The following is a 24,232-nucleotide window of genomic DNA, read 5'->3' on the forward strand; positions in this document are numbered from 1 at the left end:
TGCATGGACAGAAAACCGTTTAACAATGGAGGGACGGGAACTGCTTTCCTTTGGAACTTTGTACAGGGAGGAATGGATATGGCCACGCTTGAAAAAATCAATGCATTTCTAAAAGCGGTGAATGCAGCCGCCTGGGGACCGCCGCTTCTTTTTCTGCTGCTTGGGACAGGCATTTTTCTGACCATCCAGCTTCGCGCGCTACCCATTCGACGGTTGTTCTTTGCGCTTCGTACAGCATTCGGCCGTGAGGCGAGATACAGCGGGGAGAAAACAGAAGCAGGAGTTTCGCCGTTCGCATCGCTGATGACGGAACTTGCGGCGGAAATCGGGACGGGCAATATCGTGGGGGTTGCCTCCGCAATGGCGCTTGGAGGACCAGGAGCACTGGGATGGATGATGCTGGCGGCGGTTGTGGGACTTGCTTTGAAATTTTCTGAGAGTTTTCTCTCGGTGCAGTACCGGATGCAAAGAAAAGACGGAACATACTGCGGCGGTCCGATGGTGACGCTGACCAGAGCATTTCCGGGGGAGCGGCTGGCGAAGATGCTGGCTGTGTTTTTTGCCGGAAGCACCGTGCTGGTATCTCTCGGAATGGGCAATATGACGCAGGCAAACTCGATTGCGCTGGCGATGCAGGATACGTTTGGCGTGGCAAGAGAAAAAAGCGCGTTGGTGCTGACGATTCTTCTTCTGCTCGTGGTGACAGGCGGACTGCGTTCCATTGCAAAAGCGGCGGAGGTGCTGGTACCGGGAATGGCACTCTTTTATCTGGGCGGGGCAGGAATGGTAATCGGTCTGCACGCCGGAGAGCTTCCGCGGACACTGCTTGCGATAGTACGGGACGCGTTTTCTTTCCGGGCGGTATCGGGAGGAGCGGTGGGTGCGGGAATTTCCCTGCTGCCGCCGGCCTTGCGGTATGGAATTTCCCGCGGTGTGTTTTCGAATGAAGCAGGGCTTGGAGCAGGCGGAATCAGTGCTGCGGCGGCACAGACCGACGATCCCGTGCGGCAGGGGTACATCAGCATGACAGGTGTGTTCGTTGATACCATGGTGATCTGTCTTGTGACCGGCCTTGCCGTTGGAGTGACCGGGGCGGCAGAGGGGATACTGGAGGCGGAAAAAGCGGATGGAGCGGCGATGGTAATTCAGGCCTTTGAAAGTGTGTTCGGACCGGCGGGAGGCTATGTTGTCGCGGTCGGGATTCTGCTGTTCGCATTTGCAACGATGGCCGGCTGGGCATACCAGGGGGAGCAGGCGTTTCTCTGGCTGGTGAAAAAGGATAGCTTCGGAATGGTTTACCGTGTTTTCTTCTGTTTTGCAGCGTTTGCCGGGTGCGTCTGCATGGCAGAAACGGTCTGGAATTTTGCGGAGCTTGCCAATGCCTGCATGGCGGTGCCGAACCTGCTCTGTGTGCTGCGGCTCTGGAAGGAAGTAAAAGAGGAGGCATTCCGGTTTGAAAGCAGGATAAAAAAAGCAGAACAAAAGAAAGATAGAAATACATGAGAAACCGTATTTCCGGTCCTCAGGCAGATTTCGATGCGAGCTGATCGAGAGAGCCGAAAGAATATCCCATTTCTTCCCATTTCGTCAGCAGCTCATCGAGAATCTCCGCGTTGGTGGATGAGGTATTATGAAGCAGGACGATGGCACCGGGATGAATGCGTCCGGTCAACTTTTTGAAAGCCTCCTCGTGGGTCGGCTGCTGATCCTGGTACCAGTCTACATAGGCGAGACTCCAGAAAAACGTCTGGTATCCGAGGTCCTTTGCCATCTGCAGGTTCTGTGTGCTGTATTTTCCCTGCGGCGGCCGGTAAAATTTCACCATTTCCTGGCCGGTGGTTTCCTGATAAAGTGTGGAGACTCGGTTCAGTTCTTCTGAGAAGGCTTCCTGCGTGGAGATTTTGGACATATCCGGGTGCGACCAGGTGTGGTTTCCGACGATATGGCCTTCCGCTGCCATACGTTTGACAAGATCCGGCTGGTCGGAGAGAAAATTGCCGACGACAAAGAACGTTGCGGGAGCCTGATGCTTCTGGAGCGCATCAAGAATCGTTGGTGTGTTGCCGTTTTCATAGCCGCAGTCAAACGTCAGATAGATGATGTTTTCTTCCGGTGAAGCGGCAAACCAGGCGTTGTAGGCGGCAAGCTCTTCGGATGTAGCATTGCCGACGGGAGTCTTCCCTTTTTCCGGGAAGGAGAGCCCCCAGTTTTCGGCAGCAGAGGAGAGGACGGGCATCGAAACGGAAGAAACAGGTGTCTCCGGCGCAGCAGAGAGAAAAACTGGGGCTGCCTTTCGGAGCGCACGGCAGGTAAAGTGGGACAGAACAGAGCCAAAAAGAAAAGCGGAGCAGAAAAAAGCGGCGGCGATACCGGCTTTTTTCAGGATCCGGCGGGAAAGGGGTGAAAGAGAACGCATAAAATCCCCCTCCAGGACTTTTTGAGACAATATATGTATGGATGAAAGAAAACATGCGGCACACATCTGTTTGACTTTACCTGCAATCTATGTCACAATGGAGGTAGAGTGGATGGAAAGGGCAGAGAAAAACAAGATGACAAAATATGAGGTTTTAAAAAAGTACTTCGGTTACGATTCCTTCCGGGAGGGGCAGGAGATGCTGGTGGATGCGCTTCTGAACGGACAGGACGTGCTCGGCATCATGCCGACCGGAGCAGGAAAATCGCTGTGTTATCAGATTCCGGCGCTTCTGCTGCCAGGAATTACCCTGGTGGTATCACCGTTGATTTCTCTGATGAAGGATCAGGTATCGACCCTGAACCAGGCGGGGATTCACGCTGCGTTTCTGAACAGCTCCTTAAGTGCGGCGCAGTACCGGAAGGCACTCGGCTTTGCCATGGAGGGCCGGTACAAGATTATTTATGTCGCCCCGGAACGCCTTCTGACACCGGAATTTTTGTGCGCGGTGCAGTCGATGGAAATTTCGATGATTAGTGTTGATGAGGCACACTGTATTTCCCAGTGGGGTCAGGATTTCCGCCCAAGCTACCTGAAAATCACAGAGTTTGTCGAGCAGCTTCCCGCACGGCCGGTGATCGGTGCCTTTACGGCAACGGCAACAAAAGAGGTACGGGATGATATCGAAGCACTACTGTCTTTGCGTGATCCGGTACGTCTGGTCACAGGCTTTGACCGGAAAAATCTGAAATTTACGGTACAGCAGCCGAAAGATAAATTCGCAGCCGTGGAATCATTCCTTGCAGAGCACGAGGCGGACTGCGGAATTATTTACTGTCTGACCAGAAAAAATGTGGAGGAGGTCTGTGAGAAACTCGAGCAGAAAGGATATTCTGTCACAAGATACCATGCGGGTCTCTCTGACCTGGAACGGAAGGAAAACCAGGAAGATTTTATTTATGACCGGAAGCAGATCATGGTAGCGACAAACGCTTTTGGTATGGGAATCGATAAATCGAATGTGCGGTACGTCATCCATTATAATATGCCGAAAAACATGGAAAGCTATTATCAGGAGGCCGGACGAGCAGGCAGGGACGGCCTTCCGGCGGAATGTATTCTGCTGTACGCGGGACAGGACGTCATCACAAACCAGTTTTTTATCGAAAACATGGCGCAGGAGAGTGAGGATCCCGAGACGACAGCGCTGATCCGTCAGCGGGAGGAGGAACGGCTGAAGAAAATGACGTTTTACTGTTTCACCCATGAGTGCCTCAGAGATTATATCCTGAGGTATTTCGGGGAATACGGTTCCAATTACTGTGGAAACTGTTCCAACTGCCTCTCGGAATTTGAAACGGTGGATGTGACAGCGGCGGCAAAGGCAATCCTTGGCTGTGTGCGGGAATGCCGTCAGCGCTACGGCACGACGGTGATTCTCGATACCCTGCACGGTGCGAATACCGCGAAAATCCGCCAGTACCGCATGGATGAAAACTCCCATTACGGGGAACTGGCAAAAGAGCCGGTCTACCGGCTGCGGCAGATCTTAAATGAACTGCAGGTCCGGGAATATCTCTATGTAACGGCCGACACATACAGCATTGTGCGCCTGTTGCCAAAAGCGGCGGAGCTGCTGGATGAGGACGGCACGATGCTGATGAAGATGGCAAAAGAAGAAAAACGGATTCCGAAAGCCGCAAAAGAGAAGACAAAGACAAAAACCTCGGCAGCGGCAAAGGATCTTTCCAACGAGGAGGCCGCGGTATTCGAAAAACTGCGGGCACTCCGGATGGAGCTTGCAAAGGAGCATAAAGTGCCTCCGTATATTATCTTCTCGGATAAAACACTGATCCAGATGGCGATGGAGAAACCGTCCAACAAAGAGGAAATGCTGGCGGTCTCTGGTGTCGGCGAGAGCAAATTTGAAAAGTACGGGGAACCGTTTCTTGCATGTCTTGCAGAAAGATAAAACAAGTCGTGTAAAAAAAACGGGAAAACAACAGGAAAGGAAGAATACGCTTATGAAAAAAGAAAACGCAGTTATTTTTGGAGTGACCGGTGTTGTAGTTGCCGCCGTGCTGATTGGAGGCGGAATCTATATGAAAACGGAACGGGACCGAAATCTGAATGCAGATACAGCAAGTACTGCAGCGGACAGCAATAGGGCAGAAGAAGTACAGAAAGCCGTATTTCTTGCAGAAGATTCCGGGTTATGGTACCTGGGAGATCTGGAACACGGAAACATCTATGTGACACATACACCGTCCGACACACTTTACGATGAAAATGGAAATGCTATTGATCCGTCCGAGATCAAAAAAGGAGATTTTCTTCAAGTGGAGGGCGACGGTATTATGCTGAACTCCTATCCGGGACAATATCCGGGTATCAGCCGTATTATGAGAATCAGCGGCGGTACGGAGGCGGATGCAGAAAAATTCGATGAGGAACTTTCCCAGATTCTGCCGGAAAAGGATCCATCGGAAATTCCGTTTCTGAATCTGTGCTACACACAGCCAAATGCCCAGGTGACAGCTATGGCAACACAGGGAGGTTATACCTGGTCTTATGTTGATGAGGACGGCAATGGTCAGAACGTCGTTGCGGACAGTGCGTTCATTCTGGAATGGACGGAACTGAGTGATCTGCATACAGCAAATGACGAAGGAAAAACCGATCTGGAGCTTGTCTTCTCGGAGGAGCCGGATTCTGTCACAGCAGAAAGATGGCCGGCCGAAGACCGGGGGCAGAACTTTGGCAATGGTTACCCGGAGGGAGAAAGCGTTTCTGTGGAGCATGCGGAGAGCTGGAGCATTCCGGGAGCCGAGGCCGGCTACATCTACGAAGTGGACGCGGTATTCGAAAATGGAACCGTGTCATACGGATTTGAAGTGAAAAAGTAAAAAAAGACTTTCTTTTTCCGTGACATTATGCTATTTTTACTGTGAAAACAGAAAAATGCAATGTGCCATACGGCATAAGCAGCTGACTTTTCAAAAATCAGAATCCGTTTGACCGGAGGATGCGAGGAGGAATTTGTATGAAGTTAATTGTTGCTGTATTACGGAAAGAGGACGAGGCAGACACCATTGCCGAGTTGAACAAAAAAGGCTTTTTTGTGACGGAGCTTGCCACGACCGGCGGTTTCCTGAAGGAGAAGAACACAACACTGCTGATCGGAACCGATGATCATAAGCTCGACGCTGTGCTTGCGATCTTAAAACAGGAAGCAGGGCTTCGGAAAACAGTTACCTATGCGGCCACCCCGATGGAAAGCGGAAACTTCTGCCCGGGCGGAAATTACTCTGTTCCGATTGATACCCAGACAGGAGGCTGTACTGTGTTTGTGCTGAACATGGAACAGCTGGAAAAATTCTAAGACTCTAAAAATTTTTAAATTCCGGCATATGATCCCGGTAGTGGAGCGGCAGATGCGTACGCTGACAGTCGGGATTGGAACGCTCTTTGATGGCAATTGCGGTGAAAAATCCTTTCCAGAGTTCTTCGTAAGGGTCCGAAGTGGATTCCGTGAGGGAAAGGCGTTCTATTTCATCCGGAGAAAGACGGGTCAGATAAAAGGGCCGGTCAGCGGGATGCACGACGGCAAGCTGCCGGTTATCATCGAGAATCATCCAGTTTTCTGAGGGGAGCCGGTCAGAAAAATGGGGAGCGACCAGGGTCAGCACATTGGCTTTCGGGGAAATATGCGAGACCAGGATCGGAAAACCGGAGGAAATATTTGCAAAACGGATAAATTCCCGGAACGAATGCGCTTCATTTGTGACCTGACGGGAAACTTCAAAAGCGTGGAATACCGCCGGTTCCTGCAGCATATGCAGGGTATCCTTTCCATAGGAAAAGCCGTAGAGCAGAAAACGATAAATGATGTCGGGAGCGTCGCTTCTCTCGGACATTGCACAGAGATAGACGAGCCGCCAGGCTGCTGCGCCGATCTTCTTTTGAATGGATCGCGTGACGCTGGCGGCTTTTTCTGTGTCCGGCTCAACATGGCAGTAATCGCAGAACAGCTCCAGATTGCCGACTGGTTCCGTCATCAGCCGTACATTGCGGTAGCCGAGACGGGAATTCCAGGCTTCATAGATGCAGGTCAGGATCGACGCAAGATCCGGGCTGCAGGTGTAAACAGTCATAATAAAATCCTTTCTGAAATCAATTGATACAGACAACAGCCTTCTGCAAAAAGCGCAGATACAGCAAAAAGGCTTTTCCGTGAGAAGAACGCCCGGGATTATATATGCCCAGGTACGGCAGCATCAAACAGAGAAAGCTGCTGATACTGTTCCGGATGGGAAACCTCCCAGTTGGAGGCGGCTTCCTCTCCCGTGAGCTGCCGGGTCAGAAACTGCTGTTCCAGCCGCATGTGATACATCATTTTTCCCTCGCAGGTGATAAAATATTTGGCGCGTTTCAGCACCACACCGATCTTTTTCAGATGATCAAATGAAAGATGGGAGCTTCTGCGGCTCTTTACAATCCGCATGGCCGATTTCGGCCCGATGCCGGGAACGCGCAGAAGGTCGGCATACTCAGCCGTGTTGATCTCCACCGGAAACAGCTCCATATGGCGCAGCGCCCAGTCGCATTTCGGGTCGAGCTGTGCATGAAAGTTCGGGTGGGCTTCATCGAGCAGTTCATCCGCCTGAAAACCGTAGAAGCGGAGCAGCCAGTCTGCCTGATAAAGGCGGTGTTCCCGAAGAAGCGGCGGCTTGGTTTCACGTGAGGGCAGGGCGGAATCCTCGTTGACCGGAATGTAGGCGGAGTAAAAGACGCGCTTCAGGTCATACTGCTGGTAGAGAAGCTGTGAGGTGGAGAGAAGCTGGTAATCGTTTTCCTTTGTCGCACCGATGATCATCTGCGTGCTCTGGCCGGCAGGAACGAAGGGAGCAGAGCGTTCCTTTTCCGGCAGTGACCGCGCGGAGGAGGAAGAGATCCAGCCCAGATCGGCAGCGGAGGCGGAAATCTGCTTTCGTGTATCGAAAATGGAGTGGGAGAGATAGCGGTTTCCCGAGGAACGCTCTAAAAAAGCGCTTTTCCCTGCGGTCAGCCGGTAATCTACAATACCGGACTGGATCTGGCGCATGGGTTTTAAAATCGCTTTCTGTGTCTTCTGCGGGGCCAGTTTCTGCAGCCCTTCTCCGGTCGGGAGTTCCAGATTGACGCTCATGCGGTCGGCGAGATAGCCGGTCTTTTCGATCAGCTCGGCGGGTGCGCCCGGGATAGCTTTGACGTGGATGTAGCCGTTAAAGCGGTAACGATTACGTAAAAGATGCAGAGTGCGGTACATGAGCTCCATCGTATGGGCAGGATTTTTGCAGACGGCGGAACTTAAAAAGAGTCCCTCAATATAGTTTCGGCGATAAAATTCCGTGACGAGTGTACAGACCTCCTCCGGTGTAAACGTGGCGCGCTGCCGGTCATTCCCGGCGCGGTTGACGCAGTATTTACAGTCGTAGATACAGTCGTTGCTCTGCAGAATTTTCAACAGAGAGATACAGCGTCCGTCGGAAGAAAAGCTGTGGCAGATACCGCAGGAGACCGAATTGCCGAGATGTCCCTGTTTTCCGGCACGGTTCACACCGCTGGAAGTGCACGCAACGTCGTATTTGGCCGCGTCAGCGAGAAGATTCAGCTTCTCGGAGAGAGAAAGTGTTTGTGATGATAACTGCATGGCAGAAAAATTCCTTTCTATGTCCAAATGAATACGAATAAAAGTAAAACAATAAGATAACAGGTATTTTATAAAAAGAACAACTGTTCGATAAAAGAAGTGTAACACAAATCGAACGAATGTTCAAGAGGAAAAATGAAAATAGTACAAGAAAATACTGGAAGAAAAGAAACAGAATTCGATCCGGAAAAACGTGAACAGGAAACAGCAGGGAAAATTTCTGTTAGAAAAAAGTTATACAAAAACAGCCGCACAGATCGGAAAAACAAATCTGTGCGGCTGTAAGCCAAATTTTATGGAATTGAAACGGAAGCAGAGCCGTTTACGCCAAAAGCGCCCCAATTGCCCCGAATACGCCGGAACTTGCAAGCAGCATGATGACGCTTGCAAGGAGAACACCGCCCATGATGGCGAGAACGCTGGTCTTAAAGTCCATATCGAGGATACTTGCGGCCAGTGTGCCGGTCCATGCGCCGGTTCCCGGGAGCGGAATGCCGACGAAGAGCAGCAGGGCGAGCGGAAGTCCGCGGCCGGCTTTTGCTTTCAGTTTTTCCCCGCCTTTTTCGCCTTTTTCCAGACACCAGGTGAAGAATTTTCCGATATACTTTTTATCACATCCCCAGACAAGAACCTTTCGAGCGAACAGGAAAATAACCGGAACCGGAAGCATATTTCCGATGACGGCGATCAGATAGGCCGGAAGCGTCGGAATATGGAAAGCTACCGCGTACGGAATCGCACCACGCAGCTCGATGAGCGGAACCATGGAAATCAAAAATACAATCAGATATTTGGTAATCATATACACCTCTCGTTTTTCACAAAATGTTATCGTTTCTTAGTGCAACGCTCTTATTGTAGCGTGATGCCCGCCATTTGTCCAGTATAAAAAGAAAGAAAGGAGCGGGAGTAAAAGAAATCTTAAGAATTTCTGCATTTTTGTATAATTTTATAACCTTCAAAATTTGAATTTTAGAAAACGGTATGTTAGAATGAAGTGTACTGTTTGCAAAAGAACAGCAGAGATGCCCCCAATGACAGGGGGCGTGGACTGAAATAACAAACGAGGAGGACCCACCTATGATTGCACTGATCGACTATGATGCCGGAAATATAAAAAGCGTGGAAAAAGTCTTTCAAAGCCTTGGAAAAGAGGTTGTACTGACCAGGGATCCAGACGTGTTAAAACGCGCAGATCACGTCGTTCTGCCGGGTGTCGGCAGCTTTGGAGATGCGATGGAAAATCTGAACCGCTATCATCTGGTACCGGTTATTCATGAAATCGTAGAAAAAGGGACTCCGTTTCTTGGAATCTGCCTCGGACTTCAGATCCTGTTTGAACGCAGCGAAGAGAGCCCGGGCGTTGCAGGCCTTGGCCTGTTAAAAGGAGAAATTCTCCGGATTCCGGACAAAGAGGGCTTAAAGATTCCGCACATGGGCTGGAATTCCATCCATCTGCAGAACGGTGGACGCTTATTCAAAGGCATCCCGCAGAAATCGTATGTTTACTTTGTCCACTCCTACTATCTGAAAGCAGAAGAGGAGGAAATTGTAAAAGCAACGACAGAGTACAGTACACACATCCATGCATCTGTGGAAAAAGGAAATCTGTTCGCCTGCCAGTTCCACCCGGAAAAGAGCTCAGATCTTGGGCTTGCCATTCTGAAAAACTTTGCGGAAATTGGAGAGGAGGACTGACGGATGTTTACAAAACGAATTATCCCATGCCTGGATGTAAAAAACGGAAGAGTCGTAAAAGGTGTTAATTTCGTCGATTTAAAAGATGCCGGCGACCCGGTGGAGATCGCAAAAGCGTACGACAAGGCAGGAGCCGATGAGGTTGTTTTTCTTGATATCACGGCCTCCTCCGATCAGAGAGGAACTGTTGTTGATATGGTGCGCAAAGTAGCAGCAAACGTTTTTATCCCGTTCACCGTCGGCGGCGGAATCCGTACCGTGGATGATTTCAAGATGCTGCTCCGCGAAGGAGCCGATAAAATCTCGATCAACTCCTCTGCCATCAACAATCCGCAGCTCATCCACGACGCGGCACAGAAATTCGGCAGCCAGTGCGTGGTCGTTGCGATCGACGCCAAGAAAAGAGCGGACGGAAGCGGCTGGAATATCTATAAAAACGGCGGCCGCATCGATGTCGGCATCGATGCCGTTGCGTGGGCAAAAAAAGCAGAAAGCCTTGGCGCCGGAGAAATCCTGCTCACCAGCATGGACTGCGACGGAACAAAGGCGGGATACGATATCGAGCTGACAAGAACGATCGCAGAGAGCGTCGGCATCCCGGTCATCGCATCCGGCGGCGCAGGAACGCTGGAGCATTTTTATGATGCCTTAACCGAAGGAAAAGCCGATGCTGCACTTGCCGCATCTCTGTTCCACTACAAAGAACTGGAAATTCGTGAAGTCAAAGAATATCTGGCAGGCCGCAATGTGCCGGTCCGCCTGTAAAAGGAAGGGAGAAAACGATATGCCGCCTCTTAGCGGAAGCTGGGCCAATGCCCTGAAAGGAGAATTCTCCAAAGATTATTATAAAAAACTGTTTCAGACGGTGGGAGCGGAGTACAAAACCCACACGATTTACCCGCCGGCTGATGATATTTTCAATGCGTTCCACTTTACCCCACTTGAGCAGGTAAAAGTAGTCATCTTAGGCCAGGACCCGTACCACGAGCCGGGACAGGCACACGGACTCTGCTTTTCTGTAAAACCGGAAGTAGACATTCCGCCGTCCCTGGTCAACATTTATAAGGAACTCGAAGACGATCTGGGATGCTACATCCCGAACAACGGCTATCTCGAAAAATGGGCACGGCAGGGTGTTCTGATGCTGAACACGGTGCTGACTGTGCGTGCGCATCAGGCAAATTCCCACAAGGAAATCGGCTGGGAGCAGTTCACGGACGCGGCAATCAAAGTGCTCGCCGGGCAGGACCGCCCGATGGTCTTCATCCTCTGGGGACGTCCCGCACAGCGCAAAAAAGAGATGATCCACAATCCAAAACATCTGGTGCTGATGTCCGCTCATCCGAGCCCGCTCTCTGCATACCGCGGATTTTTCGGCAGCCATCCGTTTTCCAGAACGAACGAATATCTGGAAGAAAACGGTCTTGCGCCGATTGACTGGCAGATCGAAAATGTAATCCGGGGAGCGAAAGAATGAGTAAAAAGAAAAATACGTTACTGAGAAATACTTCTATCTTGATGGCTGCAACGATTATCTCGCGTGTGATCGGTCTTTTATACCGGTCGCCGCTCGGCGAAACCATTGGAAATGAGGGACTTGGTTATTACAGTACAGCGAGCAATCTGTATACGATCCTGCTGCTGATCTCGTCCTACAGTATTCCGATGGCAGTATCGAAAATCGTATCCGAACGCCTGGCATTAAAAGAGTACCGGAACGCACACCGCGTTTTCCGCGGAGCCCTCCTTTATGCCGTAATCGTGGGAGGAATCGCTGCACTGGTGGCGTTTTTCGGCGGAAAATTCCTTCTGCCATATAACCAGCAGAATGCCATCCTGGCCCTGCGCGTACTGGCACCGACCATCTTCTTCTCGGCGATTCTCGGCGTCCTGCGCGGCTATTTCCAGGCCCACAGCACGATGATGCCGACTTCGATTTCACAGATCATCGAGCAGATATTCAACGCTGCTTTCAGTATCGGTGCAGCCTGGTTCTTTATCCAGCAGTTTGCGACAAATGACACCGAGCGTGCGAAATTCGGTGCTGCCGGCGGAACCCTCGGAACGGGAGCCGGTGTGCTGGCAGGCCTTTGCTTTATGCTGCTCGTTTACGGGGTAAACCGGAAAAGCATTCTGCGAAAAGCAGCCAAAGACACACGCCACCGCGAAGAATCCTACCGCGAAATCTTTCAGGTACTCTTTCTGATGGTAACACCGGTCATCTTCACGACCTTTATTTATAACTGTAACGCTTACCTGGACAACTATCTGTTCTTTACCATTCTCGGATGGCACGGCGAAAACCAGAAAGCGCTGAACGCTGCATACGGCGAGTTTTCCAACTATTACGTTACGCTGATTAACGTCCCGCTTGCCATGGCAAGCGCATCCGCATCTGCGATGATGCCGGAGGTGTCTTCCTGCTACGCAACCGGTGACCTCGACGAGGCAAACGACAAAATTCTGGAAACGATCCGCCTGACCATGTTTATTTCCATTCCGGCTGCCGTCGGCCTTGGAGTCCTGGCATTCCCGATTACAGGCGTTTTGTTCCCGTCAAGTTCGAGCCTTTCCGGCAAACTGCTGATGATGGGTGCCGTATCGGTTGTCTTTTCTGCACTGTCTACCATTACCAACAGTGTCCTGCAGTCGATCGGGCAGCAGAAGAAAGCCTTGCACAATGCAGCAATTTCCCTTGGAATGGATCTCGTCGTCCTGGCGCTGATCCTTGCAGTTTTCCCAAAGACAAACATTTATGCCGTTGTCTTTGCAGGAATCCTGTTCTCCCTTAGCATGTGCGTATTGAATAACCTTTCGATCCGCAAACACCTGAATTTCCGCAATGAGTTCAAAAATACCTATGTAAAACCATTGATCGCAGCAGCTATTATGGGTGTTGTAACCTGGATTGTTTATTATGGTCTGTTCGCCATTACGAAGCGTCCATCGATCAGTATGCTGGCCGCAATTCTGATCGCAATCGTCGTATATCTGATTGCTTTTGTGGTTGTAACCGGTACGACGGAAGCAGAAATGCGCCGTATGCCGATGGGAACGAAGCTGGTAAAGGTTCTCCGCATCCTGCGGATTTACCGCTGAAAACAGAAGAGAAAATCCTGCTTTGCGGGATTCTCCGCCTGCGGCGGGCCGCTTTAGCGATAGAATTCCCCGCCGCCGCAGTGCGATCCTGCCCGGAGGGCTTATAACGGGGAATGTCAACGAAATTTCCTGTTATGTAAAAAAAGCTCCTGTCCGGAAAACAGAAAAAACTGTTTTCCGGACAGGAGCTTTTTTAAATATCGGAATAGAAAAATCAGTATGTAACTTCTTATGCGTCTTTCTCTCCGCCAGATTCCTGTTTCAGATTCTTATTTGCGGTAGAAAGCATCAGCTTAATACGGTTCAGCTGGTTAACCTCCGAAGCGCCTGGATCGTAGTCGACTGCCACGATATTTGCCTTCGGATACTCCTTGCGAATGGCTTTAATAACACCTTTACCGACAATATGATTCGGCAGGCACGCAAACGGCTGGATGCAGACGATATTGTAAACGTCGCTGTGGATCAGCTCCATCATCTCGCCTGTCAGGAACCATCCCTCACCTGTCTGGTTACCGCAGGAAACAATCGGAGAAGCATACTTCGCCAGATCCCGTACATCAGCCGGCGGATCAAAGTGTTCGCTCTTCTTGAACTCTGCAACTGCCGCGCTCCGCAGCCAGTTGATCAGCTTAATGCCCGTATTTCCGAGCATCGAAGAGCTCTTCTTGAATCCAAGGTGCTCTACCTTGAAATTCGTATTGTAGAAGCAATAGCAGAAGAAATCGATCAGATCCGGCACAACCGGCTCGGCGCCTTCGCTTTCGAGAAGCTCCGCCAGATGGTTATTGGCCGCCGGAAGGAACTTAACCAGAATCTCGCCGACAATACCGACACGCGGTTTTTTCTCGTCCGTAATCGGAATGTGGTCAAAGTCGCGGATCATCGTGCGGCAGATCTGTTTAAAACGGGTATGACTCAGGTGTTTGGAAGAAATGAAATCAATACAGATTTTCTCCCATTTCCTGTGAATCCGGTCTGTCGTGCCCTTTTTCTGCTCATAAGGACGCATCCGGTAGATACATTTCATCATGATATCACCGAACTCCGCCGCATAGCAGAGACGGATTGCAAGATCCGGTGTAATCTTGAAGCCCGGATTTTCTTCGAGACCGCTCAAGTTAATCGAGATGACCGGAATCTGCGTCATATCGGCCTTCTCCAGTGCACGGCGAATAAATCCGATATAGTTGGAAGCACGGCAGCCGCCGCCGGTCTGGCTCATGATGACGGCTACTTTATTCAGGTCATACTTGCCGGAGAGCAGCGCCTGCATAATCTGTCCGACTACCATCAGAGACGGATAGCAGGCATCGTTGTTTACGTATTTCAGGCCGACGTCGACCGCCTCTTTGTTGTCATTTGGAAGCACTTCCAGATGGTATCCGGCAGCATTGAATGCAGGCTGCAGAATCGAGAAGTGGATCGGTGACATCTGCGGGCAGAGGATCGTGTAATCTTTGCGCATCTCTTTTGTGAAGACCGGCTTCTGGATCGAGGATGGAACAATTTCACGTACCGCCTGTTTGCGGTCATGTGCACGCAGAGCGGCGAGCAGAGAGCGGACACGGATTCTGGCAGCGCCGAGGTTGTTGACCTCATCGATCTTCAGGCAGGTATAAATTTTACCGCTTCTGGTCAGAATCTCATAAACCTCATCGGTGGTAACGGCGTCGAGACCGCAGCCGAACGAGTTCAGCTGGATCAGGTCAAGATCATCGCGTGTCTTTACGTAGTTTGCAGCCGCATACAGACGGGTGTGATACATCCACTGGTCATTGACACGAAGCGGGCGCTCGAGCGGTGCAAGATGGGAAACAGAGTCCTCTGTTAAAACGCACAGACCGTAGGAGTTAATCATATCCGGAATACCGTGATGAATTTCCGGATCGATGTGGTACGGTCTTCCGGCAAGTACGATACCTCTGCGGCCGGTTTCTTTCATATACTGCAGCGTCTCTTCACCTTTTTTCTGCATATCACGTCTTGCAGCGGCGAGCTCCTCCCATCCGGCATGGACAGCGGCGCGGACCTCATCCTCCGGCAGGCCGGAAAATTCTTTTGCCAGGCCGTCGGCGAGAACCTTTTCACTCGTAAATGCGAGGAACGGATTGCGGAATGTGATGGAGTCGTCCTGGAGCTCATCCACGTTGTTTTTGATGTTCTCCGCGTAGGAAGTAACGATCGGGCAGTTGTAGTGGTTGATGGCCTCCGGGAACTCGGTACGCTCGTACGGGATACACGGATAGAAGATGAATTTTACGCCGTGGCGTAAGAGCCAGGTCACATGGCCGTGGGCCAGTTTCGCCGGGTAACACTCGGATTCACTCGGGATCGATTCGATGCCGAGCTCATAAATCTTGCGGCTTGAAGTCGGGGAGAGTACCACGCGGTATTTCAGCTGCGTGAAGAAGGTGTACCAGAACGGATAGTTCTCGAACATATTGAGGACTCTCGGAATGCCGACCTCTCCGCGGATTGCTTCATCCTGCGGCAGCGGCTGGTAGCCGAAGATTCGTTTGTATTTGTATTCGAACAGGTTCGGAATATGATCCTTGTTTTTCTCTTTTCCGATTCCGCGCTCACAGCGGTTTCCGCTGATGTACTGACGGCCGCCGGAGAATTTGTTGATGGTCAGACGGCAGCTGTTCGTACAGCCTTTGCAGTTTGCCATCGTGGTCGAGTATTTCAGCTCATTGATCTTTTCGATGGAGAGCATCGTAGTCTCCTGATCTGCCGAATAGCGCTCTCTTGCGATCAGCGCCGCACCGAACGCACCCATAATGCCGGCGATGTCCGGGCGGATGGCTTCGCAGTTGGCGATCCGCTCAAAGCTTCGAAGAACGGCATCGTTGTAGAATGTACCGCCCTGTACGACGATGTGGCGTCCCAGCTCGGTGGCATCGGAAACTTTAATTACCTTATACAATGCGTTTTTGATGACGGAGCAGGCAAGTCCGGCAGAAATATCAGCAACGGATGCGCCTTCTTTCTGCGCCTGTTTTACCTTGGAATTCATAAATACGGTACAGCGGGTACCAAGATCGATCGGGTGTTTTGCGAACAGTGCTTCGTGTGCAAAATCCTGTACACTGTAGTTCAGGGACTGCGCGAAGGTTTCGATAAAGGAACCGCAGCCGGAGGAACATGCTTCATTGAGCTGTACGCTGTCTACAGTGCCGTTTTTGATCTTGATACATTTCATATCCTGACCGCCGATGTCGAGAATACAGTCGACTTCCGGATCGAAGAATGCTGCGGCATAGTAATGAGAAATCGTTTCAACCTCACCCTCGTCCAGCATCAGCGCAGCTTTGATGAGTGCTTCGCCGTAACCGGTGGAACAGGACCAGGCGATCTGTGCGGAATCCGGCAGTTTGGAGTAGATTTCCTGGATCGCGCGGATCGAGGTGCCGAGCGGATTTCCGTGGTTGTTGCTGTAGAAGGAATACAGAAGAGCGCCATCCTCACCAACGAGCGCGGCTTTTGTGGTTGTGGAACCGGCATCGATTCCGAGATAGCAGTTTCCTTCGTAAGTGGAAAGATCAGCCGTTACAACATTGTTGACGCTCTGGCGGGCCAGGAATGCATCGTACTCCTCCTTGTCTTTAAACAGCGGTTCGAGACGGGCAACCTCAAAATCGATGGCTACTTTTTCTTCGAGCCGTTTTTTCAGCGCGAGAAGAGAAACCTCGGTCTTTCCCTCTGCATTCATTGCAGAACCGATGGCTGCAAACAGATGAGAGTTGTCCGGCACGATCGCGTGCTCGTCATCCAGTTTTAAGGTGCGGACGAACGCTGTCTTTAATTCCGAGAGGAAGTGCAGCGGGCCGCCAAGGAAGGCAACGTGGCCGCGGATTGGTTTACCGCAGGCAAGACCGGAAATGGTCTGGTTGACGACTGCCTGGAAAATAGAAGCGGCAAGATCCTCTTTTGTTGCACCGTCGTTGATGAGCGGCTGGATATCCGTTTTTGCGAATACACCGCAGCGGGCAGCGATCGGGTAGATGGCCTGGTAATGTTTCGCGTACTCATTCAGGCCGGTTGCATCGGTCTGCAGAAGAGAAGCCATCTGGTCGATGAACGAACCGGTACCGCCGGCGCAGATACCGTTCATACGCTGTTCGACATTGCCGCCTTCAAAATAGATGATTTTGGCATCCTCGCCGCCGAGCTCGATGGCAACGTCGGTCTGCGGAGCCAGTGCTTTTAACGATGTGGAAACTGCGATAACCTCCTGCGTGAACGGAATGCCAAGATGGTTGGCAAGCGCGAGTCCGCCGGAACCGGTGATGACGGGCTGCAGGGTCAGTTCGCCCAGTTTTTCGTGGGCTTCCCCGAGCAGATGGGCAAGTGTTTCCTGGATGTTTGCAAAATGGCGCTCGTAATCGGCAAAGAGAAGCTGGTTCTCTTCGTTGAGGATCGCAATTTTAACAGTAGTGGAACCGATGTCGATTCCAAGAGTATATTTTTTATCAGTCATGAATCAAACTCCTTTTATAATAAGAAACAATCTCAACACATTATACGACAAAAAATAAGGAAATACAATTGGAAAAAAGGCGATGTCTTATGAAAAAAGTATAAAGTCCTTGTGAAAAATGGAGAAAGCGGGAAAGAAAAAAGAGAGAAAAAAGAAAATTCAGGCATTGTCAAAAACAGATTTTGCCTGTATACTAAAAATAGTATGCCCTGCATGAAAACAGGAGGCAGGGATCATTGAGAAAGGATGAAAAGCGTTATGTATAAAATTCTGAAAATGGAAGGAAGAGCGAAGCGCGCCCATATGGAAACCGTGCACGGCAATATCGAAACGCCGGTATTCATGAATGTCGGAACTGCAGCAGCAATCAAGGGAGCTGTTTCCACCGAAGATCTCCAGCAGATCGGCACGCAGGTAGAACTTTCCAATACGTATCACCTCCATGTGCGCCCGGGAGATGAAGTCGTAAAGAAGATGGGCGGACTCCACAAATTCATGGTCTGGGACAAACCGATCCTGACCGATTCCGGCGGATTCCAGGTGTTTTCTCTGGCAGGCCTTCGGAAAATCAAGGAGGAGGGTGTCTATTTCCACTCGCACGTAGATGGAAGAAAGATCTTTATGGGACCGGAGGAGAGTATGCAGATCCAGTCCAACCTGGCTTCAACCATCGCGATGGCTTTCGACGAGTGCCCGTCGAGTGTGGCAGAGCGCCGTTATGTGCAGAATTCTGTCGACCGCACGGCGAGATGGCTGCAGCGATGCAAAAATAAGATGCAGGAGCTGAACCAGCGGGAAGACACGATCAACAAACATCAGCTTCTGTTCGGAATCAACCAGGGTGCGATTTATGAGGATATCCGCATTGACCATGCAAAACGGATTTCCGAGATGAATCTCGATGGCTATGCAGTCGGCGGTCTGGCAGTAGGAGAGAGCCACGAGGAGATGTACCATATTCTCGACGAAGTCGTTCCGTACCTGCCGAAAGACAAACCGACGTATCTGATGGGCGTTGGAACGCCGGCAAACATTCTGGAAGGCGTAGAGCGCGGCATCGATTTCTTCGACTGCGTATATCCGAGCCGGAACGGACGCCACGGCCACGTTTACACAAACCATGGAAAAATGAACCTGTTCAATCAGAAATACGAGCTGGATCCGCGTCCGATCGAGGAAGGCTGCCAGTGCCCGGCGTGCCGTCACTACAGCAGAGCCTACATCCGTCATCTGCTGAAAGCAAAAGAGATGCTCGGCATGCGGCTCTGTGTTCTGCACAACCTGTATTTCTATAACAATATGATGACAGAAATCCGGACCGCGCTGGACGAGGGCAATTTTGCTTCCTACAAACGGGCAAAACTCGCAGGATTTGAGGAATACGACAAAAAGTAATCGGGAAAGTATGAAATCTTTGGAAAATATCCGAAAAAGACTTGCCCATCGGTTCCGGATTGTGTATTATGATAGGTGTGTCTAAAGAACGGGATGTACTCTCGAATAACAGGAGGAAAGAAAATGTTTTTAGCAACAACAACAGCAGCAAACAGCGGTGTGATGAGCACTGGTATGTTAATTATGTGGCTGGTCATCATGTTCGGTATGATGTATTTCTTAATGATCCGCCCGCAGAAGAAAGAGCAGAAAAAACTGCAGGCAATGCTGAATGACCTCGCAGTCGGCGATGCAGTCATCACAACAAGCGGTTTCTACGGCGTAGTCATCGATATCACAGACGACGATGTCATCGTAGAGTTCGGAAACAACAAAAACTGCCGTATCCCGATGCGCAAAACAGCCATCACAGAGGTTGAAAAACCGGAGACAGCAGTCGTTGAAGAGAAAACAGAAAAGAAAAAATAATTTCACACGGCGAAAAGCCAGGAAAAACGCAGGTATTCAAAAAGAACGAATGCCTGCGTTTTTTTCGCCCCCGAAACTTCTTCGGCGGAACACGGCGAAAACGGGGAAAAATGCCGCGTATTTTTCTTTTAAATGGCAAAAAAGCAAAAAGATTATTGCGTTTCGTCCGATGCAAAGAAATTTCGTGTTGAAATTACCGGAAAAATGGCGTATAATTTAGAAATGCTATAGACGCAGAGAAAATAGAACGGTTTTTCAGCCGGAAGAAAAGAGGGAGAAAAATATGGAATACCGTATTGGATTAATTCACGGTGACGGAATCGGACCGGAAATTGTAAAGGAAGCAAAAAAAGTTCTGGACGCTGTCTGCGAGAAATATGGACATAAGTTTGAATATACCAACCTTCTGCTGGGCGGAGCCTCCATTGATGTGCACGGCGTGCCGCTGACAGATGAAACCATAGAAGAAGCAAAGAAATGCGACGCTGTCCTGATGGGCTCCATCGGAGGAGATGCAAAAACATCCCCATGGTACAAATTAAGCCCGGACAAGCGCCCGGAGGCAGGACTCTTAAAAATCCGGAAATCGTTAGGCCTGTTTGCAAACCTGCGTCCGGCTTACCTGTATCAGGAATTGAAAGATGCCTGCCCGTTAAAAGAAGAGATCATCGGCGAGGGCTTCGACATGCTGATTATGCGTGAACTGACCGGCGGCCTGTACTTTGGAGAGCGCAGCACTGTAGAAGAAAACGGCATCCGGAAAGCAACCGATACGCTGACCTACAGCGAGACCGAAATCCGCCGCATTGCAATCCGTGCATTCGACATCGCCATGAAGAGAAAGAAAAAAGTAACGAGCGTAGATAAAGCAAACGTTCTCGATTCCTCCCGTCTGTGGAGATCCGTGGTAGAGGATGTTGCAAAAGATTACCCGGAAGTTACCTTAGAGCATATGCTGGTCGACAACTGTGCGATGCAGATCGTCCACAATCCGTGCCAGTTTGACGTCGTTCTGACCGAGAACATGTTCGGAGATATTCTTTCCGATGAGGCAAGTATGGTAGCAGGCTCGATCGGAATGCTTTCTTCCGCCAGCCTGAAAGAGACAAAATTTGGTCTGTACGAGCCAAGCCACGGCTCTGCACCGGACATCGCAGGAAAGAACATCGCAAACCCGATTGCAACGGTTCTGTCCGCAGCCATGATGCTCCGCTATTCCCTGGATCTCGATCAGGAGGCAGAGGCAGTCGAAAATGCTGTACAGAAAATTTTAAAAGACGGATACCGGACCGTAGACATTATGTCTGAGGGATGTACCCAGGTATCTACATCCGAAATGGGAGATCTGCTGGTAAAAGCACTGGCATAAAACTGTAAGATAAGAAAAGAGGAAAAAATCATGAGAAGTGATGCTGTAAAAAAAGGAATCGCACAGGCACCACAGCGTTCTCTGATGCGTGCGCTGGGTCTGACCGAAGAAGAAATGAAAAAACCGCTCGTAGGAATCGTAAGCTCCTACAATGAGATTGTACCGGGCCACATGAACCTGGATAAAATTACAGAGGCTGTAAAAATGGGCGTTGCCATGGCAGGCGGAACACCAATCGTATTCCCGGCCATTGCAGTCTGTGACGGTATCGCCATGGGACACATCGGAATGAAATATTCCCTCGTTACCCGTGACCTGATCGCCGATTCCACCGAGTGTATGGCAATGGCACATCAGTTTGATGCCCTGGTATGTATCCCGAACTGTGATAAAAACGTACCTGGTCTTCTGATGGCAGCAGCAAGAGTCAATGTTCCGACCGTATTTGTCAGCGGCGGCCCGATGCTTGCCGGCCACGTAAAAGGCGAGAAGAGAAGTCTTTCGAGCATGTTCGAGGCAGTCGGCTCCTACGCTGCCGGAACCATGACAGAGGAAGACGTCTATGATTTCGAGTGCAATGCGTGCCCGACCTGCGGTTCCTGCTCCGGTATGTACACCGCAAACAGCATGAACTGCCTGACCGAGGTTCTCGGTATGGGCTTAAAAGGCAACGGAACGATTCCGGCGGTATACTCCGAGCGTCTGCGCCTGGCAAAGAGAGCCGGTATGCAGGTTATGGAGCTGTTAAAACAGGATATCCGTCCAAGAGACATCATGACAAAAGAAGCGTTCCTGAACGCTTTGACGGTTGATATGGCACTTGGATGCTCCACCAACAGTATGCTTCACCTTCCGGCGATTGCGCATGAGGCGGGCGTAGAACTGAATCCGGAAATGGCAAATGCCATCAGTGAGAAGACTCCGAACCTCTGTCATCTGGCTCCGGCAGGATACCACTATATCGAGGAGCTGAACGAGGCAGGCGGTGTTTATGCCGTTATGAATGAGCTGAACAAGCTGAATCTGCTGCACACAGAGTGTATGACAGTAACCGGAAAGACCGTAGGAGAGAACATCAAAGGATGTGTCAATAAAAATCCTGAGATCATCCGCCCGGTTGAGAATCCATACAGCAAGACAGGCGGTATCGCCGTTCTGAAAGGAAACCTGGCACCGGATACCGCAGTTGTCAAACGTTCTGCTGTTGTTCCGGAGATGCAGGTTCACGAAGGTCCGGCCAGAGTCTTCGACTGTGAGGAGGATGCCATCGAGGCAATCCGCGGCGGCAAGATCGTGGCAGGTGATGTTGTTGTGATCCGCTATGAGGGACCAAAGGGTGGTCCTGGTATGCGTGAAATGCTGAATCCGACTTCTGCCATTGCAGGTATGGGACTTGGTTCTTCCGTAGCCCTGATCACAGATGGCCGTTTTTCCGGCGCATCCCGCGGTGCATCCATCGGTCATGTCAGCCCGGAGGCAGCAGAAGGCGGTCCGATCGCGCTCGTTGAGGAAGGCGATCTCATCCGTATCAATATTCCGGAGCATAAGCTGGAAGTTGTCGTATCGGACGAAGAGCTGGCACGCAGAAAAGCTGCATGGACTCCGAGAGAGCCGAAAGTAACCACAGGTTATCTGAAACGCTACGCCAAGATGGTTTCCAGTGCAAATAAGGGAGCTATTCTGGAGTTCTAATTCAGAAAAACTATGAGAAACACGCTCTGCGAGTTTCTCATAGTTATCGCGGCAGTCGCCAAGGTCTCGTGCAAGCACGGACTTTGGCTCGTTGCCCGCGTAAATCATAAAATCATATCAGCCGTCCGAACGCGCTTTTTCTCGGATGGCTGATTTCATAAACAGATTTCATACACAAAGCGAAAAACATAAGGAAGGAATCATACAGACATGGAATTAACTGGATCACAGATTGTTATCGAGTGCCTGAAGGAGCAGGGTGTGGATACCGTGTTCGGCTATCCGGGCGGAACCATTTTAAATATCTATGATGAACTTTACCGTCATCCGGAAATCCACCATATCCTGACCTCACACGAACAGGGTGCTGCGCATGCGGCAGACGGATATGCGCGTGCTACCGGAAAAACAGGCGTCTGCATGGCTACAAGCGGCCCGGGCGCAACGAATCTTGTCACCGGAATTGCAACCGCCTACATGGATTCTACACCGATGGTAGCGATTACCTGCAACGTAGGAAAGGCACTGCTTGGAAAAGACAGCTTTCAGGAGATTGACATTGCGGGTGTCGCAATGCCGATCACAAAATACAGTGTGATTGTAAAAGATATCACCGTTCTTGCAGATACGCTGCGCCGTGCGTTTACGATCGCAAAGAGCGGAAGACCGGGCCCGGTTCTGGTCGATATTACAAAAGATGTCACAGCGGCAACGTATGAGTATGAGCCGAAGACTCCGGAAAAAATTGAACCGTTTACTGAGAGAATTACAGAAGAAGGCCTGGATCACGTCGTATCCCTGATTCAGGAGTCGAAACGCCCGTATATTTTCGTGGGCGGCGGCAGTATCATCTCCGGCTCGTCCGAGGAAGTGCGCGAACTGGCACACCGCATCCAGGCACCGGTCTGCGACACCCTGATGGGAAAAGGTGCGTTCCCGGGAACGGATGAGCTGTACACCGGCATGCTCGGTATGCACGGAACGAAAACATCGAACTACGGCGTGACAAAGTGCGATCTGCTGATCGTGCTCGGCGCAAGATTCTCCGACCGCGTCACCGGAAATGCCGCAAAATTTGCCAATAACGCAAAAATCGTTCAGATCGATGTGGATGCGGCAGAAATCAACAAGAATGTTGTTGTCGAGTCGAGCATCATCGGAGACGTCAAAGAGGTCTTAAAACGGCTGAATGCGAAGCTGGAGCCGATGCACCATGATGAGTGGATTGCAAAGATCAGGGAAATGAAAGAAAAATACCCGTTAAAGCATGAAGAGGGGCTTACCGGACCGTATGTGATCGAGGAGATCTATAAGGCAACGGACGGACAGGCAATTATCACAACGGATGTCGGCCAGCACCAGATGTGGGCGGCACAGTATTACCGCTATACGAAGCCGAGAACGCTTCTGACATCAGGCGGTCTTGGAACGATGGGCTTTGGGCTTGGAGCAGCGATGGGTGCAAAAATGGGACGCCCGGACAAGGTTGTCATCAACATCGCAGGAGACGGCTGCTTCCGTATGAACATGAACGAGCTGGCAACCCTTTCCAGACATAACATTCCGGTCATTGAGGTTGTTGTCAATAACCACGTGCTCGGTATGGTGCGCCAGTGGCAGACTCTGTTCTACGGAAAGCGGTATTCCAACACGGTTCTGCAGGATCAGGCAGACTTTGTGAAGGTTGCCGAGGCGCTCGGTGTAAAGGGAATCCGTGTGACAAAAAAAGAGGAGATGGGTCCGGCGATCCGTGCAGCAATCGAGAGCGGAAAACCGGCGCTGATCGATGTGTGGATTGACTGTGATGAGAAGGTATTCCCGATGGTTCCGGCCGGAGCACCGATCGAGGATGTTTTCGATGCGGAGGATCTGGCAAAAAAGGAGCAAGAAAAGGATTGACAGATTTCTGACAAAGGGGTA

The 24,232-nt window shown here is 50.7% G+C and carries 18 protein-coding genes; 13 read left to right on the forward strand and 5 right to left on the reverse strand.

The window, feature by feature from the left end:
• Positions 1–78: 78 nt before the first annotated feature.
• Positions 79–1,503: an alanine/glycine:cation symporter family protein gene (locus tag DWW13_RS02790; RefSeq protein WP_158554960.1), complete on the forward strand. Its 1,425-nt coding sequence runs from the start codon at positions 79–81 to the stop codon at positions 1,501–1,503.
• A gap of 19 nt (positions 1,504–1,522) precedes the next feature.
• Here the strand turns inward: DWW13_RS02790 and DWW13_RS02795 are convergent, their stop codons facing one another.
• Positions 1,523–2,416, reverse strand: a complete 894-nt coding sequence (locus DWW13_RS02795; RefSeq protein ID WP_226906352.1) for a polysaccharide deacetylase family protein — start codon at positions 2,414–2,416, stop codon at positions 1,523–1,525.
• Between the two features lie 136 nt (positions 2,417–2,552).
• Here DWW13_RS02795 and recQ point away from each other — a divergent pair, with 136 nt between their 5' ends.
• The 3 genes from recQ (at position 2,553) to DWW13_RS02810 (ending at position 5,798) form a co-directional block, all read left to right on the forward strand.
• Positions 2,553–4,388, forward strand: a complete 1,836-nt coding sequence (gene recQ, locus DWW13_RS02800; RefSeq protein WP_117509420.1) for a DNA helicase RecQ — start codon at positions 2,553–2,555, stop codon at positions 4,386–4,388.
• Positions 4,389–4,440: 52 nt separating this feature from the next.
• Complete coding sequence (locus DWW13_RS02805; protein WP_117509205.1) at positions 4,441–5,322, forward strand: hypothetical protein; 882 nt, start codon at positions 4,441–4,443, stop codon at positions 5,320–5,322.
• Between the two features lie 137 nt (positions 5,323–5,459).
• Entirely contained in the window at positions 5,460–5,798 is a 339-nt protein-coding gene (locus DWW13_RS02810; protein ID WP_055227503.1) for a cyclic-di-AMP receptor, read from the forward strand.
• A 4-nt stretch (positions 5,799–5,802) separates the two neighbouring features.
• Here DWW13_RS02810 and DWW13_RS02815 read toward each other — a convergent pair whose 3' ends face one another.
• The 3 genes from DWW13_RS02815 to DWW13_RS02825 form a co-directional block, all read right to left on the reverse strand.
• Complete coding sequence (locus DWW13_RS02815; RefSeq protein WP_117509204.1) at positions 5,803–6,570, reverse strand: TIGR03915 family putative DNA repair protein; 768 nt, start codon at positions 6,568–6,570, stop codon at positions 5,803–5,805.
• 98 nt (positions 6,571–6,668) lie between these two features.
• Entirely contained in the window at positions 6,669–8,108 is a 1,440-nt protein-coding gene (locus tag DWW13_RS02820) for a putative DNA modification/repair radical SAM protein (RefSeq protein ID WP_117509203.1), read from the reverse strand.
• A gap of 322 nt (positions 8,109–8,430) precedes the next feature.
• A complete protein-coding gene (locus DWW13_RS02825; RefSeq protein ID WP_055265411.1) occupies positions 8,431–8,910 on the reverse strand; it encodes a COG2426 family protein in 480 nt (159 codons plus the stop codon).
• A 278-nt stretch (positions 8,911–9,188) separates the two neighbouring features.
• Between DWW13_RS02825 and hisH the strand changes: the two genes are divergently transcribed.
• Genes hisH through DWW13_RS02845 form a run of 4 tightly spaced genes read left to right on the forward strand, consistent with a single transcriptional unit; the run spans position 9,189 to position 12,905 of the window.
• A complete protein-coding gene (gene hisH, locus DWW13_RS02830; protein WP_117509202.1) occupies positions 9,189–9,806 on the forward strand; it encodes an imidazole glycerol phosphate synthase subunit HisH in 618 nt (205 codons plus the stop codon).
• A 3-nt stretch (positions 9,807–9,809) separates the two neighbouring features.
• Positions 9,810–10,571, forward strand: a complete 762-nt coding sequence (gene hisF, locus DWW13_RS02835) for an imidazole glycerol phosphate synthase subunit HisF (protein WP_055265415.1) — start codon at positions 9,810–9,812, stop codon at positions 10,569–10,571.
• A gap of 19 nt (positions 10,572–10,590) precedes the next feature.
• Positions 10,591–11,283, forward strand: coding sequence for a uracil-DNA glycosylase (locus DWW13_RS02840; RefSeq protein WP_117509201.1), 693 nt, complete (start codon positions 10,591–10,593; stop codon positions 11,281–11,283).
• Positions 11,280–12,905: a putative polysaccharide biosynthesis protein gene (locus DWW13_RS02845; protein WP_117509200.1), complete on the forward strand. Its 1,626-nt coding sequence runs from the start codon at positions 11,280–11,282 to the stop codon at positions 12,903–12,905. Before DWW13_RS02840 ends, DWW13_RS02845 begins: the two co-directional genes overlap by 4 nt.
• A gap of 229 nt (positions 12,906–13,134) precedes the next feature.
• Here DWW13_RS02845 and DWW13_RS02850 read toward each other — a convergent pair whose 3' ends face one another.
• Entirely contained in the window at positions 13,135–17,388 is a 4,254-nt protein-coding gene (locus DWW13_RS02850) for a 2-hydroxyacyl-CoA dehydratase (RefSeq protein ID WP_117509199.1), read from the reverse strand.
• 258 nt (positions 17,389–17,646) lie between these two features.
• On the opposite strand from DWW13_RS02850, the gene tgt reads away from it, so the two are divergent.
• From tgt to ilvB, 5 genes are all read left to right on the forward strand, one after another.
• Complete coding sequence (gene tgt, locus DWW13_RS02855) at positions 17,647–18,783, forward strand: tRNA guanosine(34) transglycosylase Tgt (RefSeq protein WP_117509419.1); 1,137 nt, start codon at positions 17,647–17,649, stop codon at positions 18,781–18,783.
• 123 nt (positions 18,784–18,906) lie between these two features.
• Positions 18,907–19,251 (forward strand): preprotein translocase subunit YajC, encoded by a 345-nt coding sequence (gene yajC, locus DWW13_RS02860; protein ID WP_117509198.1) that lies wholly within the window; start codon positions 18,907–18,909, stop codon positions 19,249–19,251.
• Between the two features lie 283 nt (positions 19,252–19,534).
• A complete protein-coding gene (leuB, locus tag DWW13_RS02870; RefSeq protein WP_117509196.1) occupies positions 19,535–20,620 on the forward strand; it encodes a 3-isopropylmalate dehydrogenase in 1,086 nt (361 codons plus the stop codon).
• 30 nt (positions 20,621–20,650) lie between these two features.
• On the forward strand, positions 20,651–22,312 hold the full coding sequence (ilvD, locus tag DWW13_RS02875; RefSeq protein WP_055228625.1) for a dihydroxy-acid dehydratase: 1,662 nt from the start codon (positions 20,651–20,653) through the stop codon (positions 22,310–22,312).
• 210 nt (positions 22,313–22,522) lie between these two features.
• Positions 22,523–24,211 carry a biosynthetic-type acetolactate synthase large subunit gene (gene ilvB, locus DWW13_RS02880; protein WP_117509195.1) on the forward strand — a complete coding sequence of 563 codons (1,689 nt, stop codon included), beginning with the start codon at positions 22,523–22,525 and terminating at the stop codon, positions 24,209–24,211.
• Positions 24,212–24,232: the final 21 nt, after the last annotated feature.

Origin of the sequence: Blautia sp. AF14-40, assembly GCF_003479665.1 — a bacterium.
GTDB classification, from domain to species: Bacteria; Bacillota; Clostridia; order Lachnospirales; family Lachnospiraceae; genus Fusicatenibacter; species Fusicatenibacter saccharivorans.

What these genes read in the sequence shown, in the direction of transcription:
- DWW13_RS02790 (WP_158554960.1), top strand. Translation starts at nt 79, where the DNA reads ATGGCCACGCTTGAAAAAATCAATGCATTTCTAAAAGCGGTGAATGCA.
- DWW13_RS02795 (WP_226906352.1), bottom strand. Translation starts at nt 2,416, where the DNA reads ATGCGTTCTCTTTCACCCCTTTCCCGCCGGATCCTGAAAAAAGCCGGT.
- recQ (WP_117509420.1), top strand. Translation starts at nt 2,553, where the DNA reads ATGACAAAATATGAGGTTTTAAAAAAGTACTTCGGTTACGATTCCTTC.
- DWW13_RS02805 (WP_117509205.1), top strand. Translation starts at nt 4,441, where the DNA reads ATGAAAAAAGAAAACGCAGTTATTTTTGGAGTGACCGGTGTTGTAGTT.
- DWW13_RS02810 (WP_055227503.1), top strand. Translation starts at nt 5,460, where the DNA reads ATGAAGTTAATTGTTGCTGTATTACGGAAAGAGGACGAGGCAGACACC.
- DWW13_RS02815 (WP_117509204.1), bottom strand. Translation starts at nt 6,570, where the DNA reads ATGACTGTTTACACCTGCAGCCCGGATCTTGCGTCGATCCTGACCTGC.
- DWW13_RS02820 (WP_117509203.1), bottom strand. Translation starts at nt 8,108, where the DNA reads ATGCAGTTATCATCACAAACACTTTCTCTCTCCGAGAAGCTGAATCTT.
- DWW13_RS02825 (WP_055265411.1), bottom strand. Translation starts at nt 8,910, where the DNA reads ATGATTACCAAATATCTGATTGTATTTTTGATTTCCATGGTTCCGCTC.
- hisH (WP_117509202.1), top strand. Translation starts at nt 9,189, where the DNA reads ATGATTGCACTGATCGACTATGATGCCGGAAATATAAAAAGCGTGGAA.
- hisF (WP_055265415.1), top strand. Translation starts at nt 9,810, where the DNA reads ATGTTTACAAAACGAATTATCCCATGCCTGGATGTAAAAAACGGAAGA.
- DWW13_RS02840 (WP_117509201.1), top strand. Translation starts at nt 10,591, where the DNA reads ATGCCGCCTCTTAGCGGAAGCTGGGCCAATGCCCTGAAAGGAGAATTC.
- DWW13_RS02845 (WP_117509200.1), top strand. Translation starts at nt 11,280, where the DNA reads ATGAGTAAAAAGAAAAATACGTTACTGAGAAATACTTCTATCTTGATG.
- DWW13_RS02850 (WP_117509199.1), bottom strand. Translation starts at nt 17,388, where the DNA reads ATGACTGATAAAAAATATACTCTTGGAATCGACATCGGTTCCACTACT.
- tgt (WP_117509419.1), top strand. Translation starts at nt 17,647, where the DNA reads ATGTATAAAATTCTGAAAATGGAAGGAAGAGCGAAGCGCGCCCATATG.
- yajC (WP_117509198.1), top strand. Translation starts at nt 18,907, where the DNA reads ATGTTTTTAGCAACAACAACAGCAGCAAACAGCGGTGTGATGAGCACT.
- leuB (WP_117509196.1), top strand. Translation starts at nt 19,535, where the DNA reads ATGGAATACCGTATTGGATTAATTCACGGTGACGGAATCGGACCGGAA.
- ilvD (WP_055228625.1), top strand. Translation starts at nt 20,651, where the DNA reads ATGAGAAGTGATGCTGTAAAAAAAGGAATCGCACAGGCACCACAGCGT.
- ilvB (WP_117509195.1), top strand. Translation starts at nt 22,523, where the DNA reads ATGGAATTAACTGGATCACAGATTGTTATCGAGTGCCTGAAGGAGCAG.